This is a genomic window from Lentilitoribacter sp. JB5-8, from assembly GCF_055693385.1.
In genome coordinates this window covers 737,634-753,652 of sequence record NZ_CM146332.1, presented here as the reverse complement: position 1 = coordinate 753,652, position 16,019 = coordinate 737,634, and the positions used below count along the sequence as shown (strand labels likewise).

Here is a 16,019-nt window from a genome sequence, read left to right as displayed (position 1 = left end):
GTTTCATCAAGGCCTTAGGTTAAGTCGACCCGATGAACCTATGGGTTTTACCACAGATAATGGCTCAGGGTCGCTGGTTTTTTCAGCTTTCTCCACATCAGGCAAACTGTCCTGAAAATCCATCGATTCAATCTTAGAACTGCGCTTGGTGATCTTATCGGTCGAGGTCAAAATCTGATCGATATCTTTTTGGCTCTGGCCAAAATGAGTTTGCAATTTCCGCACCCGATCATCCAGACGTCCGATGTCTTCCATGAGGCGAATGACCTCGCCTTGAATAAGATGGGCTTGCTCGCGCATGCGGGCATCTTTCAACACTGCTTGGATAACTTGAATAGAGAGCATCAATAAAGATGGCGATACGATAACCACACGTGCTTTATGGGCGCGTTGAACAACCCCTTCAAAATTCTCATGCACTTCTGCGAAAATAGATTCCGATGGAACAAACATAAAAGCGGTGTCCTGAGTTTCGCCGGCAATTAAATATTTATCGGAAATATCCTTGATATGTTTTTCCATATCGGTCCGGAATTGGCGTGCAGCATCGGCCGCCAGACGATCATCATCGGCTTTTTTAATCGCGTTCCAAGCTTCAAGCGGAAATTTTGCATCAATCACCAAATCAGGTGAATCATTGGGCATGGTCACCGTGCAATCGGGGCGGGTTCCATTGGATAATGTGGTTTGAAAATTATAAGCACCCATTGGCAAACCGTCTTTGATGATGGTTTCCATGCGCGCCTGACCATAAGCGCCGCGGGTCTGCTTATCCGATAAGATCGCTTGCAAGCCCACCACATTTTGCGCCAATGCCTGAATGTTGTTTTGCGCAGTATCAATCACCGCCAAACGCTCTTGCAGTTTGGACAAATTTTCATGCGTCGTCTTGGTTTGCTCAACAAGTGAGTTTCCCAGTTTCTGCGTCATGCCATCCAAACGTTGATTGATGTTTTGATTAAGTTCAGATTGGCGAGAACCAAAAAGCTCCGCCATCGTGCTCATACGACCCTGCATCTCGCTTTGCGTTTTTAAAAGCTCGTTCAATTGGGCCTGTGCGTTTTGCGCAGCTTCATCTGATTGGGCTTTTGCCAATATTCTGGAATTGGATGAACGCCACAACAAATAGACAATTAAAAATAAGAGCACAAACAAGGCAATGACAAAAGCAAATGCCACATTGCCGATGGAAAAAACCGTGTCGCCAAAGGTCAGCAAAGGGCTCGATAAGAAGTCAGTATTTATATCCATTTCCAGATGCTAACTGATTCTGGCGCATTTGTCAGATCAAAAGGTGAACATTTTTCAGCTTTCTACTCTGAGGACCACATCTTTTTATTGACCTTCCTCCGACTAGCCCTTATCTCCAGCTTTATGACTATTAAACCTATTGTACTCCTCCCTGACGCTGTGTTGCGCAAGAAATCCGAACCGATTGAGCGTTTTGACGACGAACTCGCCAAATTCGCAGCCGATATGACTGAAACCATGTATGACGCGCCTGGAATTGGCTTAGCGGCGGTACAGGTTGGCGTCTTGCGTCAGATGCTGGTTGTTGATGTGTCCAAGGATGAGGAAAACAAAAATCCGGAAGTCTTTATTAATCCGGAAATCGTGGAATCAAGCGATGAGCGCAGCGTTTATGAAGAGGGCTGCCTGTCCATTCCGGAATATTACGCAGAGGTTGAACGACCAGCTGCAATCAAGGTGAAATACTTGGATCTCTCTGGCAAAGAGAAGTTCATTGAGGCTGATGGTTTGATGGCAACATGTTTGCAGCACGAAATTGACCATCTCAATGGCGTTTTGTTCATCGATTATCTGTCTAAATTAAAGCAAAATATGGTGATAAAAAAATTCACCAAAATGGCCAAACAAAAAGCCGCTGTGCTTTAGTTTTAATATCTATTTAATTGGAGGAAGCAACCAATGCGTATTGTTTTCATGGGTACGCCGGAATTCTCCGTTGCAACGCTCCAGGCTTTAATCGATGCTGACCACGATATTGTCTGTGTATATACCCAGCCACCCCGACCTGCAGGGCGTCGTGGGTTAGAACTTAAGCCATCTCCTGTTCAGTTAAAAGCAGAAGAGCATGGGATTGAGGTTCGAATTCCAACAAGTTTAAAAAGCGAAGAAGAGCAAGCAAAGTTTGACGCATTAGAGGCCGATGTTGCGGTCGTTGTGGCTTATGGCATGCTATTGCCAAAAGCAATTTTGGAAAGCCCTAAACATGGCTGTTTTAACGGTCATGCGTCGCTTCTACCGCGCTGGCGTGGTGCTGCACCCATTCAGCGCGCGATTATGGCGGGCGATAAAGAAACTGGCATGATGATCATGCAAATGGGTGAAGGTCTGGACACAGGCCCTGTTGCACTGGTTGAAAAAGTCGCGATTACTGACACTACAACTGCAGGCATATTACATGACCAATTAATGTCTGTTAGTGGCCCACTTGCCGTTAAAGCGATGGAATTGCTGCAAGCAGGTGAACTCACGCTAACGGAGCAGTCAGAAGAGGGTGTCACCTATGCCAAAAAGATCGAGAAATCCGAAACCCGGATCGATTTCTCGCAAGCTGGTGCAAGTGTTCATAAGCACATTATGGGATTATCACCTTTCCCCGGTGCTTGGTTTGAGCTGGGGGAAGGCAAAAAGGCAGCCCGTGTGAAAGTTTTAGCTTGCGAATATGTTGATCATGTTGATGGTGATGCTGCTGGAACCGTTATGGATGATGAATTGACGATAGCGTGTGAGAATGGCGCCATCCGATTACTTAAATTGCAAAAAGCCGGATCAAAACCGATGATGGTTGATGAGTTTTTGCGTGGCAATTCCATTCCAAAAGGCACAAAACTAAGCTAAAGCGGGTCTATGCCTAAATATAAAATCACAATTGAATATGATGGAACAGGATATGCTGGTTGGCAACGACAGCCTGATGTTCCGACTATTCAAGAAGCAATTGAACAGGCGATCTTTAAGTTTTCCGGCCAAAGCGTAACGGTTTCAGGCTCAGGACGAACAGATGCAGGGGTTCATGCGCGAGGGCAAGTCGCGCATTTTTCGCTCGAAAAAGACTATTCCAATGACACGGTCGAAGGCGCGATTAATGCGCATTTGCGTGGACAAGATGATCGCGTCGCAATTTTATCCTCTGAAACGGTATCAGATGATTTTGATGCGAGATTTTCAGCCAAAAAACGGCACTACATCTATAAATTCTGGTGTCGCCGCGCGCCGTTGACATTAGAACGCAATCGCATGTGGCAGGTTTCGCATCAATTGGATGTGGCTAAAATGCATGAAGCGGCACAAAGATTGGTCGGACAACATGATTTTACCACCTTTCGATCAGTTCAATGTCAGGCAAAAAGCCCTATTCGCACAATGGATCGATTGGATGTGATTGCCTCAGATGATGGTGCCTTAGTGGAATTGCATGCATCCGCGCGTGGGTTCTTGCATAACCAAATACGATCATTTGCGGGGACTTTGCGCAAAGTTGGTGAGAACCGCTGGACCCCAGATGATGTCACACAAGCGCTAGAAGCAAAAGAGCGGAGCGCCTGTGGACCAGTTGCTCCGCCCTATGGGTTATACTTCATGCAAGTGGACTATTAGGCGTCCATTTGCTCAGCAATTTCTGGATTTAAAGCCCATTCACGTGCTTTGACAAAGTCCATTTTGCCGCTGCCAAGAATAGGAACTTTGCCAACTCTTACCTCTGCCGGGATCATTAGATCCATCGCATGTTGCTCCTTGGCAAATGCTATAAAGCTTGGTCGATCAGCATTTTCCGCTTCTGTGATCAGGATCAGGCGCTCACCTTTTTTCGCATCCGGCACTGAGACGACGACGTTTAAATCATTTGGCCATAATTCCCCGGCTAATTTTTCAACAGCCGCCAATGACACCATTTCGCCAGCAATTTTCGCAAAACGTTTTGCGCGGCCGCGGATGGTGATAAAACCTTCATCATCCATTGTGACAATATCACCAGTATCATGCCAGCCGCCTGGTGTTGGCTCTAATACGCCCGGGTTTTCGCTATGCAAATAACCCGCCATGATGTTTCCACCTTTGACGAACAGGCGGCCACCTTCTTCGATCCCAGGAACGGGTTCAATACGATATTCAATCCCTGGAATAAGGCGCCCAACCGTGCCCATGCGATTGTGCATTGGGGTGTTAAGCGCAATTACAGGCGCTGTTTCAGTCACGCCGTAACCTTCCAGGATACGTACGCCGAATTTTTCCATATAAAGCGATTGTGTTGCTGCTTTCACAGGCTCAGCACCTGAAAAACAATATCGCAATGATCTGAAATCGTAAGAATTTGCAGTTCTCGCATAGCCAGTGAGGAACGTATCAGTGCCAAACAGGATTGTTGCGTTAGATGCATAGATCAGCTCTGGCACCACGCGATAATGCAGCGGTGATGGATACATATAAACCGGAACACCTGATACCAATGGCAAGATCAAACCTGCGGTCATGCCAAAGGAATGGAATATCGGTAGTACATTAAAGAGCTTGTCAGATGGATTAAAATCAATCCGAGCTGCCGCTTGCGCAACATTGGTCAAAATATTGCGGTGTGTGAGCATAACGCCCTTTGGACGTCCTTCAGAACCTGAAGTAAACAAAATCACCGCTGCATCATCAACTTCGCGTTTGTGCAACACACGGGTTTTAGTCAAAAGTCCGCGTATTTTATCAAGTGCGGTAATGTCTTTGCGCAGATCATCGAGCCAGATAATTTTAACGTGCTTTTCAATCGCAGCCACGACATCTTCAAGCTTCGCCTGACTGATGAAAGCACGTGAAGATAAAACAGTTTTCACTTCTGCAGCCTGACACGCTGATATGATATTTGTTGCGCCACCTGAAAAGTTGATCATTGCGGGTACTTTACCAGCATACATCAATCCAAACACGGTCGCCGCTGAGCCGTTGGCATTGGGTAACATGACGCCAATATTGGTTTGATCTGGCAAGATTTGCTCAAATTTATTGGCCAAAACTTTGGCGCCCGTGAGTAATTTACCAAAGCTTAGATCACCTGTGATTGGATCCTGAACAGCAAGCTTTCGCATGCCAATTTGTTTTGCTGACTGGATCAGTTTTTCAGGAATTGATTGCGTCATATCTGTCGTTTCAAACACCAATTCAGACATGATTTCATAAAGCGCAGCGCCCGCTGCCATGCGGCGTTGTTTGCCTTTCAGGTTTTCGTCAACTTCAAGCTTACGCGGCTCCAGGATCGTAACCTTTACTTTCGGGAACAGCGAACGTTTGATCCCGTGTTTCGACAGGCGAGAGAAAAAACTCCGCTCTAACCCATCAATGCGCACAGGTAACACTTGAGCCCCTGTTTTATCAGCAACCATTGCAGCGCCATCATAAACCTTCATCAAGCTTCCTGTCACCGTAATGCGGCCTTCGGGGAAGATCACAAGCGGATTGCCGCTGCTGACCGAGTTAATCAAGGTGCGGGTTGCCATAGGCTTGGTTGGATCAAGCGGCATAAAATTGCATAGCTTTAAGAATGGCTTCACCCACCATCTTTGCGCAACTTTAGCATCAACCGCAAACATTGGGTCTTTATCCGTTAACGCCAGTGCTAAGCCACCATCTAAATAGCTTACATGATTAAGTGCGATAATTGGTGCTTTGCCGGCTTTTTCAACGTTCTCTAGCCCTTTAACTTCCATGCGGTGGAATGCGCGCAGGATAACGGAGATCAAATCACGCAAAGGATTGGTTGGAAGATAGATCAGCATCAAAACCGCAACGATGAAGTTAATCATACCAAGCGCAATCAAAAGCGTAGCAATTCCAATGCCTGCAGCCTGCAAACCAGCGATGATCGCGATACCTGTCACAATAAAGAGCGAATTTAAAACATTCACCGCAGCTACGATACGTGCACGGTTTTTAACCGGTGCCCATGCCTGCACAGCGGTGAAGGTTGGGACCACCAAAAATGCACCGGCAATCGCAAGACCAGCCAAATCAACCGCAATATGGATCGTATTATCTTTGGCAAAGAATTCACGCAGCGTATTAACGGGAGTTTGAGGTTCTAAATTCCATAAAACGAAAGAAAGATCGATTAAAAATACCGCAAGTAAGAATGTGCCAATCGGCGCGAGGATGAGGTTAATCCGGCCCGCTGACATCCAGGCAGCAAGCGCTGAGCCGATACCGATAAAGATCGCAAAGATTGCCAAATACGCGGTCACGGCAATTTCATGGCCACCCAAAATTTGCTTTACAAATGTCGGCATAAGCGACAATACAATTGCGCCGATCACCCAAAACCACGACACCATCCAAGCAGCATGGAGAATGCGGTTATCTTGTTTGAGCTCTTTCAAAAGGCGTTTGGTTGAACGCAAGATATTGCGATCAATCTTCAGCTCAGGTTCTGCAGGTCCAGTTTGCGGAATGTATCGGCTAAAAATCCAACATGAGATCGAAAAAACCATCATCATCGGACCAAAAATCCATATCCCAGCTTCGCCGTCAAAAGCGATACCAGCGACAATCGTGCCGCCTAAAATGGCTAGGAATGTTCCTGCTTCAACCCAGGCATTTGCTTTGGGAAGCGCATAGGTCTCAATGTGGTCAGGCAAAATTCCATATTTAACAGGTCCGAATAATGCAGAGACAAAACCAAAGAGGAACAAAGCTGTCATGAGGATAGGGATGGAAGAAAGTGCAATGCCGGTGACGGCAACAATAGCGGCTCCGATCTCAACAAATTTGAGCCGTTCGGCGACCTTTCCCTTGTCATATTTATCGGCAATTTCACCGCCAATGGCTGAGAAAAATAAAAATGGTAGGATTAAAACAGCACTCGCTATTGTTACCATCGATCCGGCCTGTTCAGCCGGTAATTGAAATAGAATGAGAAAAATCAGGGTGTTTTTGACCAGATTATCATTAAATGCTGATAAAAACTGGGTCCAGAACAAAGGTGCAAACCATTTTGAGGACATCAAATTATGTTTCATCACTTTAGCTTTCCGTTTAATTTGACCTGATGCAAGTAAAATCTGGGTTATCGCCTTGATCATCCGCTAATTACCTTGCAAAGGTTATAAATTCACTTTATGAACAGTGTTCAATTATCTATTAAATGAAAAATGAACACTGTTCAAGCATAAAATGAACGACGTTCAATTATTTGGTTAATGTTATGAAGCAAGATGAAAAACGTGGGTTACTCAAACAAAAGGTATTTGATGCCGCATTTAAGCGTATCGAGCAGGATGGCCTTGTTGGATTGCGCGCACGAGATATAGCAAAAGACGCGGGTTGCTCATTAGGTTCATTATATAACGCCTATCAGGATTTGGATGATCTTATTCTAAACGTGAACAGCCGTGTGCTTGAAATGCTCAAGGAAACCATTTCTAGCAATGTGGATGATGAAGAAAATGCAGAAGCAGCACTTGTGCGCTTAGCGGTAAATTATATGAACTTTGCCTATGAGAATAATAATCTTTGGTCATCGGTATTTGGTCATACGATGCAGGATAATGCACCCATTCCGGAATGGTATACCGAACAAACCAATGCGACGTTTTTAACGCTTGTCGCACCGCTATTAAAATTGCGTCCAGAATTGGATGAAGCTGAGGCTTTTATATTAGTCCGTACGCTATTTTCTGCCGTTCATGGCATCATCACGATCAATCTCCAGGAACGTTTTATTTCCATTCCCAAAGACATGCTCCAGATACAGCTTATCGAGTTCGTCCAAACTTACGCCAAAGGCTTGCAAAACAAGGCCTGAACGCAAATCCAGCTTCGCACCAGTCATAAAAATTAGTTTACAAAATTAATAAATTTGAAACTGTGTGACTGCATTATGAGTTAATCCGGGGGCTCGTTGTCGAAACTGAGACCCAAGCATGACGCTCAACGGACGGCTGATATTCCAGCATGCAAGTTTCCCATATGAAATTTTAGGTGTCTGCTTTTTCGCGTATCCAAAGATAGTAATGGTGGCAATTTAAATTAGATCCCGAGCATGCGCTTTATAAAATATAGCTCGGTAAACGAATTCAATTTTGGAGATTTCATTATGAACGAACAAACAGATGTAAAAGAATCTGGCCAAATCGAGATTATCTCGTTCCACCTCGGCGACCAGGTTTTCTGCGTCAATATCATGGCTGTTCGCGAAATTCGTGGCTGGGCACCATCGACCATGCTACCGCATTCGCCGAAACATGTATTGGGCGTAATCAACCTTCGTGGTTCCGTTATTCCTGTGATCGATATGGCGATCCGTCTTGGTCTACCACCGATCAAACCAACAGAGCGTTCTGCGATCATCGTGACAAACATCGCCGACAAGCTTGTAGGTCTTTTGGTAGAAAACGTATCAGACATGATCACTGTCAAAGAAGATAGCTTGCAGCCTGCTCCGGATGTGTTGCCAGAAGCTGAGCGTTCGCTCACACGTGCAATCATCCCAGTTGATGATCAGATGATCTGTTACCTTGAACTTGATTCACTCTTCCCAGATGTAGAAGAGTTAGCTGCTTAATATAAGCGAAAATAAAAATTTTAAAGCCCGCTTCCAGCGGGCTTTTTTATGTCTGCATGACCGACTGAAAGACCATGCTGGATAAAAATAGTCCCATAACAACGCTTGCCAATGTGATGGCAAAGGCGATCATTTTTTGATCACCAAGCACATGTTTCATCAACCTGAAATATAACCCAACAACTGTGAAATAAACGACAAAATCAATTACATCTATGAAGTCCCGCAAAGCCGGTAAGAAAAATGATAATGTATCCGGGATAAAAAACACATAAACAGCTAAAAGACTGAACCAGTTTGATGCAATAATGGCAGGTCCGATTGCCCTCTTCATGTTGACCGCAGACAGGATGATGAAGATCGCACAAGCGGATATAATCCAGCCAAGTATATCAAATGTTGCGACTTGCATGAGAAAAGCGGGCTTGCTGATCACCTGGTTATTACTTTGTTCAGCAAGTTTGCTCCAAAGTGAAGACCACATGAATAGCTGCGCCGGAAGGCACCAAATAAATGCATAAAATGAGCGGAGAATATTCGCATTTGGCAAATAAAAGCCACTGGCGTTTTCAGGTTTGTTTTGCAAAACGAGCAAGATAATTCGCAAAAAATAACCGGCCTCTGCCAAACGGGTAATTTTTGCTGGATTATTATCGGTCATGTTAGCCAAACCATTGCTTGATGAACTCTTGGTATATTTCAGCTAAGCCCTCAACATCCGAAACGGCAGCGCGTTCGTCAATCATATGCATGGTTTGACCCACAAGGCCAAATTCAATCACCGGGCAATAGTCTTTGATAAACCGCGCATCAGATGTACCGCCGGTTGTTGAGATATCAGGTGTTTTGCCAATTGCCGTAGTAACAGCTGATTGCATGGTCTGGATGAGCTTCTCATCCTTAGTCAAAAATACCGGGCTAACGCGGTTGATAAACTCGATCTCATATTCAATTGGATCAGGCTTTTGGCGAAGTGATGTATCTTCAGATGCTTCTTTTAAGCGTTTCTGCAGCTCGCCCTTAAGGCTTTCTTCGTTCCACGTATCATTAAAGCGGATATTAAACTGAAACTGCGTGGATCCTGGAATAACATTAAGTGCAGGGTTTCCTGTATCAACGCTGGTTATTTCCAAATTTGTTGGCGGGAATTCGGGTGTTCCGTCATCAAGCGTCGGGTGCAGCAACGCGCTCATTAGGGCGGTAGCACCTCTCACCGGATTATCTGCCAGATGCGGATAAGCAACATGGCCTTGCTTACCGCTCACCGTGACACGCGCTGACATTGAACCACGACGACCAATTTTGATCATATCACCAAGCTCATTGGGATTGGTTGGTTCTCCCACAATACATGCATTCCAGGCCTCACCTTTTCCGGCTGCATGTTTGAGGAGTTTATCGGTGCCATTAACCGCAGGGCCCTCTTCATCACCTGTGATCAAAAGCGATACAGATCCATCAAAATCAGGATTTTCAGCAAGGTAGCTTGAAAATGCAGCGATAAAGCAAGCAATACCGCCCTTCATATCCACAGCACCTCGGCCATAGATCTCGCCATTATCTATTTCAGCTGAAAATGGCGCATGTGTCCAACCGGCTTCATCGCCAGTTGGTACCACATCGGTATGACCGGCAAACATTAAATGAGGACCTTTATCGCCATATCTGGCGTAAAGGTTCTCAACATCAGGCTCGCCTGGTTCGCTAAAGACAATGCGCTCAACTTTAAATCCCAAAGGAGTTAAAACATCTTCCAGATATTGAAGTGCCCCTCCTTCCGCAGGCGTTACAGAAGGGCATTTTATCAATTCTTGAAGAAGCGTGACCGCATTGAGTTCAGGCATTTTAGTCTCTTAGCAGCTCGTTGATGCCAGTTTTCGAGCGTGTCTGTGCATCCACTTGTTTCACAATCACTGCGCAATATAGATTTGGCGCAGGTTGACCATTGCCCATAGTTTTATCGGACGCCAATGACCCAGCAACCACAACAGAATATGGCGGCACTTCACCATAGGTAATCTCGCCAGTTGCGCGATTTACGATTTTCGTTGATTTGCCAATGAACACACCCATGCCCAAAACAGAACCTTCGCGAACAATACAGCCTTCAACAACCTCGGAACGTGCACCAATAAAGCAATTATCTTCAATAATTGTTGGGCCAGCTTGCATTGGTTCTAAAACACCACCGATGCCAACACCGCCTGAAAGATGCACGTTTTTACCGATTTGCGCGCAAGAACCAACCGTTGCCCATGTATCAACCATTGTACCTTCGTCGACATATGCGCCCAAGTTTACAAAAGATGGCATCAAAACAACATTTGGCGCAATAAAAGCAGATTTACGCACAACAGCGTTGGGTACAGCGCGGAAACCAGCTGATTTCCAATTCTCGTCATTCCAACCTTTAAATTTGCTATCAACTTTATCCCACCAGGTTGTGCCTTGCGGTCCACCTGATTGTGGCTCCATATCCTTGATGCGGAAACCCAAGAGAACGGCTTTTTTAAGCCACTGATTTACGTGCCAATCACCATTGTCCTGACGAGCTGCCACACGGGCAGTCCCATTATCAAGTATTTCCAAAGCTTCTTCGATGGCTTCGCGTGTTTCACCTTTTGTTGAAGGTGAGATTTCATCGCGTGCTTCAAAGGCCGCTTCGATTGTTTTTTCAAGATCAGTAAGGTTCTGGCTCATGTCTTTCCTCAGATTAGCGTATCTTACGTTTTGCTTTATCGCATAAAACTTCTCGATGCAGTCCTATTGCAGCAAACCGCCATGGTCAATAATGAACAAACTATGATAGGTCCCATATATGTAAATATTCGAATCAATGGGGAATAGAATGTGGGTTAAACGTATTCGCGAAATTTGGGATCCGCTCGCAAGCAGCGGCGTTGACAAAAAACGGGCTCAAGAAGTTCCAGTAACACCACAAACACAAGCGCCTGCATATCGCTTAGCTTATGCAGATGAAGATTTTTTGTGTCGTGAGGAATTGCGTCCTGTTCGGTTACAACTAGAATTGCTCAAACCAGAAATGACATTGGGTGAATATGGTATTTGCTCAACTGTTGTCATGTTTGGTGGTGCGCGTATTCCTGAACCGGGTAAAGACCCGTGGGCCGCAAAGAACGATGTGCAGAAAGAAAATCTGACCAAGTCTTCTAAATATTATGAGGAAGCCCGTAAATTTGCGCAGCTTTGTTCAATTGCGTCCAAAGATACAGATTATTCAGAATATGTTGTGGTAACCGGGGGCGGGCCTGGTGTTATGGAAGCTGGCAATCGCGGGGCCAATGATGTGGACGCGCCGTCTATTGGTTTGAATATTGTATTGCCTCACGAGCAAGCACCTAATGAATATGTCACGCCTGATCTTTCATTGAACTTCCACTATTTTGCCATTCGTAAAATGCATTTTCTTCTGCGGGCAAAAGCAATTACGGTGTTTCCGGGTGGTTTTGGCACAATGGATGAATTGTTTGAGACACTCACGCTCATTCAAACGGGTAGAATGGAACGAGTTCCAGTCATACTCTTTGGAACAGATTTTTGGAATACGATGTTTAATTTCCAAGCACTGGCCGATTACGGCACCATCTCACCTGATGATGTTGATCTGTTTAAGATCGTTGAAACAGCAGAAGAAGCCTGGGATATCATCGAAAAACACTACGCGGACTAATCATCCCAACACGAAAAACAAAAAAAGGCCGGATGTTCCGGCCTTGATTTGGTAAAAATCGATAAAGATTAGCTTCTTTTACGTTTCACATCATCAGCATTGACAACACCATCATCATTGCGATCCATGCGTTCAAACATTTTGTCCGAATGAGCTGTAAATTCTTCTAGGCTCACAGCACCTGAATTATCGGCATCAAGACGATCAAAGCCCATGCCGCGCATATCACCACGTTTTCCGCCGCGTTTGCCCTTGCGTTTTTTGCCGTCTTTATCATCAGATTGCGCAGTTTCAGTTGTTTGATCTGCGTTTTCAGCTTTTTTCGCTTCACGCTCAGCTTTACGCATTTCTTTAATCATGTCGAATTCTTCTTGTGTCAAAGAGCTGTCAGAATTCGCGTCGACTGAAGCAAAGACTGTACCTTGATAAGCTTTAACCTCTTCAAGTGTGATGCCGCCATCTTTGTTGGTATCAAGGCGTTCAAGCATGCGTTCGATATTTGGACCGCCGCGCTTACCGCCACGTTTTCCTTTACCATCGTCTGATGCAGCAAAAGCGACTGTTGATGCGGATGCTAGGATAGTTGCTGCAGTGACAGCTGAGATAATTGATTTATACATTTTAGAATTTCCTTCGTTTTGTTTCCTGTTGCATCCTCAATTTGGAGGCAAAGACGAAGAAAAACCACTTACAATGCGTTCATCTGCATTAAGCTTTAGCAATGAAAAGACACTGCTTTATTACAGAAAAGCAATGTCTAATTTAGTTCGTTGTAATTAAGAATTTGGTAGCTTATTTCGTGCCGTAAATGCGATCACCTGCATCGCCAAGCCCTGGAATGATATAACCTTGTTCATTAAGGTGGCTGTCGATGGCTGCAGTATAAATGGGAACATCGGGATGCGCTTTTTCAAAATTCTCAATTCCTTCAGGTGCAGCGAGCAAGCAAAGGAAGCGTAAATTCTTAGCGCCACGTTCTTTCAGTTTATCAACCGCTGCGATGGATGAATTCCCCGTTGCTAGCATTGGATCAACAACGATCGTGAGACGGTCTTCCAAAAGCTCAGGCGATTTGAAGAAATACTCGATGGCTTCAAGCGTATCATGGTCGCGATATACACCAACATGCGCAACCCGTGCGGATGGTACAAGATCTAACATGCCTTCCAAAAGGCCATTTCCTGCACGCAAAATTGAGGCAAAAACCAGCTTTTTTCCTTCAAGAGTAGGTGCTTGCATTTCGACCATCGGAGTTTGAATGGTTTCAGTCGTTAGTTTCAAATCACGTGTAACTTCATAGCAAAGCAAAGTTGAAATCTCGCGCAATAATCTGCGGAATCCGCCAGTTGACGTGTCTTTCTTACGCATGATGGTAAGCTTATGCTGGACCAATGGATGATCGATAACCGTTGCTTTGCTCATTTTACTGCCTTTTGTGATAATCTCTTTGTTTAAAACTATAGCTTCATTCAGCGTTAAGTTGAGTAAGTATTTTCGTTTTTGTCTCATTATCCACAAATGCTGCTTCGATCGCATTCTTGGTGAATTGTTTCATCTGCGCATTGGAATATTCAAAGGTGTGTGCGATTTGAGCATAGTCATTGGCAAGATCAGTTGCAAAAAATGGCGGATCATCTGAGCTGATGGTTACATTAATTCCAGCATCAACGAGCTTTTTAAATGGATGCTGCGTCATGGTTTCAAATACAGATAATGATATATTTGAACATGGACAGATTTCCAAAACAATCTCTTCATCTGCAATGCGCTTTACCAAATCCGTATCTTCAATCGCGCGCACTCCATGACCAATGCGCGATGGTCTAAGATGATCAAGTGCATCTTTCACACTTTGCGATCCAACCAATTCACCTGCATGAACTGTAATGCCCAAATCAGCATCTCGTGCAATATCAAATGCGCGGGAAAAATCTGCAACGGCTCCGGACCGCTCATCACCCGCCATACCAAAACCAGTGATATAAGGATGCGGTCGGCTAGCAGCAATTTTTGCAGCCTGTTCAACTTTTTCGATACCTAAATGCCGCACACCGACGATGATCATGCGACAGACAATGCCAAATTTATCTTCAGCATCACTTATGCCGGCTGCGAGGCCATCAAAATAGGCTTGCGGTGATATGCCCGCTTCCATTGCATGATCTGGGGAGACAAAAATTTCGCTATAAACAGCACCATCTTTTGCAATACTCGCCAAATATTCATATGCAAGCTTGTGATAATCATCTTCAGTTTTAAACAGGTTGGCAACCGTATCATATGCGGTAATAAAGGATGTGAAATCATGCCATTTATAATGCGCGCCATCGATAATGCTGTCGATGTCGATCCCGTATTTGGCTGCTTGTTGTTTAGCAAGTTGAACGGGCACTGCACCTTCAATATGGCAATGGAGTTCTGCTTTTGGGATGCTGCTGGTCATAAAAAACTTGCTCCATATTGCGTGGCAGGCAGGGAAAGATGTTGTGCAACGCTTGCGCCAATATCAGAGAAGCTGGTTCGCACACCGATGTTGTTAGATGTAACATTGGGCCCATAGGCAAGAATGGGTACGCGCTCGCGTGTGTGATCGGTGCCAGCCCAACTTGGATCACAGCCATGGTCTGCGGTTATGATAACCAGATCATCTTTTTGTAAATAGGGCGACAATTCAGGTAATCTTTTGTCAAAAGCCTCTAGCGCTTTACCATAGCCTTCGATATCGCGTCGATGTCCATATAGCATGTCAAAATCAACAAAATTTGTCATGATTATACTGCCATCAGGCGCATTTTGTGCGGTATTTAGTGTCTCATCAAACAATGCCATATTCCCATTGGCCTTTTGCGCATGTGTAATGCCTTGATGCGCGTAGATGTCAGAAATCTTGCCGATGGAAAAAACCTCGCGGCCATTATCTTTTGCAATATCCAGCAAGGTCGGTTTTGGGGGTAAAACGGAATAATCTTTTCGATTTCCAGTGCGTTCAAAATCGTCTTTGTTTGTACCAATAAATGGCCGCGCAATCACACGACCAATGTTAAGGTCCATGATTTCTTTGCGGACAAAAGCGCAAAGACCATAAAGTTTCTCCAATCCGAATATTTCTTCATGGGCAGCTATTTGTAAAACTGAATCTGCTGAGGTGTAACAGATGGGTTGCCCTGATTTAATATGATTTTCGCCAAACCTGACAAGCATATCTGTTCCTGATCCGTGGCAGTTAGCTAAAATATCGTCAATCTCTAGATAGGCGCATATTTTACGCGTTAGATCATCTGGAAATGCCGGAATTTGATTTGGGAAATACCCCCAGTCAAACATGACGGGTTGCCCTGCAATTTCCCAGTGCCCCGATGGTGTGTCTTTGCCACGGGAGCGTTCATCAGAAGCACCAAAAGCAGCAATAGGGGCCTTGTTTTTCGACATTCCATGCGGGATTTGCCCGCAAGCTAATTCCGCGGCGTTGATTAAGCCTAGTTTTTGCAAATTGGGCAGGGATAGTGGATTTAAGCCCTTATTGAAATACGCTGCGATATGGCCAAGCGTATTTGCGCCTTCATCACCATAATTTGCAGCATCATTTGCACCGCCAATGCCAAAAGAATCCAAAATAAGAATAAATGCGCGCGCCAAAAGAACTCCACACGTTGATATAACAAAGCTGGAAATCTAGTGGAATATTACTGCTATGGATAGGGTTTTGAACAATTTTATCTATTAACCCTAAAGTAACCATTTCCACCGAGCAGACTGGTTTCA

15 protein-coding genes are annotated in these 16,019 nt (G+C 44.8%); 6 read left to right on the top strand and 9 right to left on the bottom strand.

The annotated features are described in order from the left end of the window. Window positions 1–6 precede the first annotated feature (6 nt). On the bottom strand, window positions 7–1,251 hold the full coding sequence (rmuC, locus tag ACZ1GZ_RS03595) for a DNA recombination protein RmuC (protein ID WP_472667079.1): 1,245 nt from the start codon (window positions 1,249–1,251) through the stop codon (window positions 7–9). A 123-nt stretch (window positions 1,252–1,374) separates the two neighbouring features. Between rmuC and def the strand changes: the two genes are divergently transcribed. Genes def through truA form a run of 3 tightly spaced genes read left to right on the top strand, consistent with a single transcriptional unit; the run spans window position 1,375 to window position 3,624 of the window. Beyond that, complete coding sequence (def, locus tag ACZ1GZ_RS03590) at window positions 1,375–1,896, top strand: peptide deformylase (protein WP_472667077.1); 522 nt, start codon at window positions 1,375–1,377, stop codon at window positions 1,894–1,896. Between the two features lie 33 nt (window positions 1,897–1,929). Beyond that, window positions 1,930–2,865, top strand: coding sequence for a methionyl-tRNA formyltransferase (gene fmt / locus ACZ1GZ_RS03585; protein ID WP_472667075.1), 936 nt, complete (start codon window positions 1,930–1,932; stop codon window positions 2,863–2,865). Window positions 2,866–2,874: 9 nt separating this feature from the next. Next, window positions 2,875–3,624 (top strand): tRNA pseudouridine(38-40) synthase TruA, encoded by a 750-nt coding sequence (truA, locus tag ACZ1GZ_RS03580; protein WP_472667073.1) that lies wholly within the window; start codon window positions 2,875–2,877, stop codon window positions 3,622–3,624. Here truA and ACZ1GZ_RS03575 read toward each other — a convergent pair. Continuing rightward, complete coding sequence (locus ACZ1GZ_RS03575) at window positions 3,621–7,022, bottom strand: acyl-[ACP]--phospholipid O-acyltransferase (RefSeq protein WP_472668225.1); 3,402 nt, start codon at window positions 7,020–7,022, stop codon at window positions 3,621–3,623. The two genes, truA and ACZ1GZ_RS03575, sit on opposite strands and share 4 nt — an antisense overlap. A gap of 185 nt (window positions 7,023–7,207) precedes the next feature. On the opposite strand from ACZ1GZ_RS03575, the gene ACZ1GZ_RS03570 reads away from it, so the two are divergent. Both ACZ1GZ_RS03570 and ACZ1GZ_RS03565 read left to right on the top strand, forming a co-directional pair. Then, on the top strand, window positions 7,208–7,807 hold the full coding sequence (locus ACZ1GZ_RS03570) for a TetR/AcrR family transcriptional regulator (RefSeq protein ID WP_472667072.1): 600 nt from the start codon (window positions 7,208–7,210) through the stop codon (window positions 7,805–7,807). A gap of 291 nt (window positions 7,808–8,098) precedes the next feature. Then, complete coding sequence (locus ACZ1GZ_RS03565) at window positions 8,099–8,566, top strand: chemotaxis protein CheW (RefSeq protein ID WP_472667070.1); 468 nt, start codon at window positions 8,099–8,101, stop codon at window positions 8,564–8,566. Window positions 8,567–8,612: 46 nt separating this feature from the next. Here the strand turns inward: ACZ1GZ_RS03565 and ACZ1GZ_RS03560 are convergent, their stop codons facing one another. The 3 genes from ACZ1GZ_RS03560 to dapD are packed head-to-tail and all read right to left on the bottom strand — an operon-like array spanning window position 8,613 to window position 11,266. Beyond that, window positions 8,613–9,227 (bottom strand): hypothetical protein, encoded by a 615-nt coding sequence (locus tag ACZ1GZ_RS03560; protein ID WP_472667068.1) that lies wholly within the window; start codon window positions 9,225–9,227, stop codon window positions 8,613–8,615. Window position 9,228: 1 nt separating this feature from the next. Further along, the gene (gene dapE / locus ACZ1GZ_RS03555; protein WP_472667066.1) at window positions 9,229–10,410 is read right to left on the bottom strand and encodes a succinyl-diaminopimelate desuccinylase; all 1,182 of its coding nucleotides are present in this window, start codon (window positions 10,408–10,410) and stop codon (window positions 9,229–9,231) included. A gap of 1 nt (window position 10,411) precedes the next feature. Beyond that, window positions 10,412–11,266, bottom strand: a complete 855-nt coding sequence (gene dapD, locus ACZ1GZ_RS03550; protein ID WP_472667064.1) for a 2,3,4,5-tetrahydropyridine-2,6-dicarboxylate N-succinyltransferase — start codon at window positions 11,264–11,266, stop codon at window positions 10,412–10,414. A gap of 148 nt (window positions 11,267–11,414) precedes the next feature. On the opposite strand from dapD, the gene ACZ1GZ_RS03545 reads away from it, so the two are divergent. Next, window positions 11,415–12,257: an LOG family protein gene (locus ACZ1GZ_RS03545; RefSeq protein ID WP_472667062.1), complete on the top strand. Its 843-nt coding sequence runs from the start codon at window positions 11,415–11,417 to the stop codon at window positions 12,255–12,257. Window positions 12,258–12,325: 68 nt separating this feature from the next. On the opposite strand, the gene ACZ1GZ_RS03540 is transcribed toward ACZ1GZ_RS03545, so the two are convergent. The 4 genes from ACZ1GZ_RS03540 to ACZ1GZ_RS03525 form a co-directional block, all read right to left on the bottom strand. Further along, window positions 12,326–12,877 (bottom strand): EF-hand domain-containing protein, encoded by a 552-nt coding sequence (locus ACZ1GZ_RS03540; RefSeq protein ID WP_472667060.1) that lies wholly within the window; start codon window positions 12,875–12,877, stop codon window positions 12,326–12,328. A gap of 172 nt (window positions 12,878–13,049) precedes the next feature. After that, complete coding sequence (upp, locus tag ACZ1GZ_RS03535; protein ID WP_472667058.1) at window positions 13,050–13,679, bottom strand: uracil phosphoribosyltransferase; 630 nt, start codon at window positions 13,677–13,679, stop codon at window positions 13,050–13,052. Window positions 13,680–13,722: 43 nt separating this feature from the next. Beyond that, window positions 13,723–14,700, bottom strand: a complete 978-nt coding sequence (locus tag ACZ1GZ_RS03530) for an adenosine deaminase (RefSeq protein WP_472667056.1) — start codon at window positions 14,698–14,700, stop codon at window positions 13,723–13,725. After that, on the bottom strand, window positions 14,697–15,893 hold the full coding sequence (locus ACZ1GZ_RS03525) for a phosphopentomutase (protein ID WP_472667054.1): 1,197 nt from the start codon (window positions 15,891–15,893) through the stop codon (window positions 14,697–14,699). The genes ACZ1GZ_RS03530 and ACZ1GZ_RS03525 overlap by 4 nt, the downstream gene beginning before the upstream one ends. Between the last annotated feature and the right edge of the window lie 126 nt (window positions 15,894–16,019).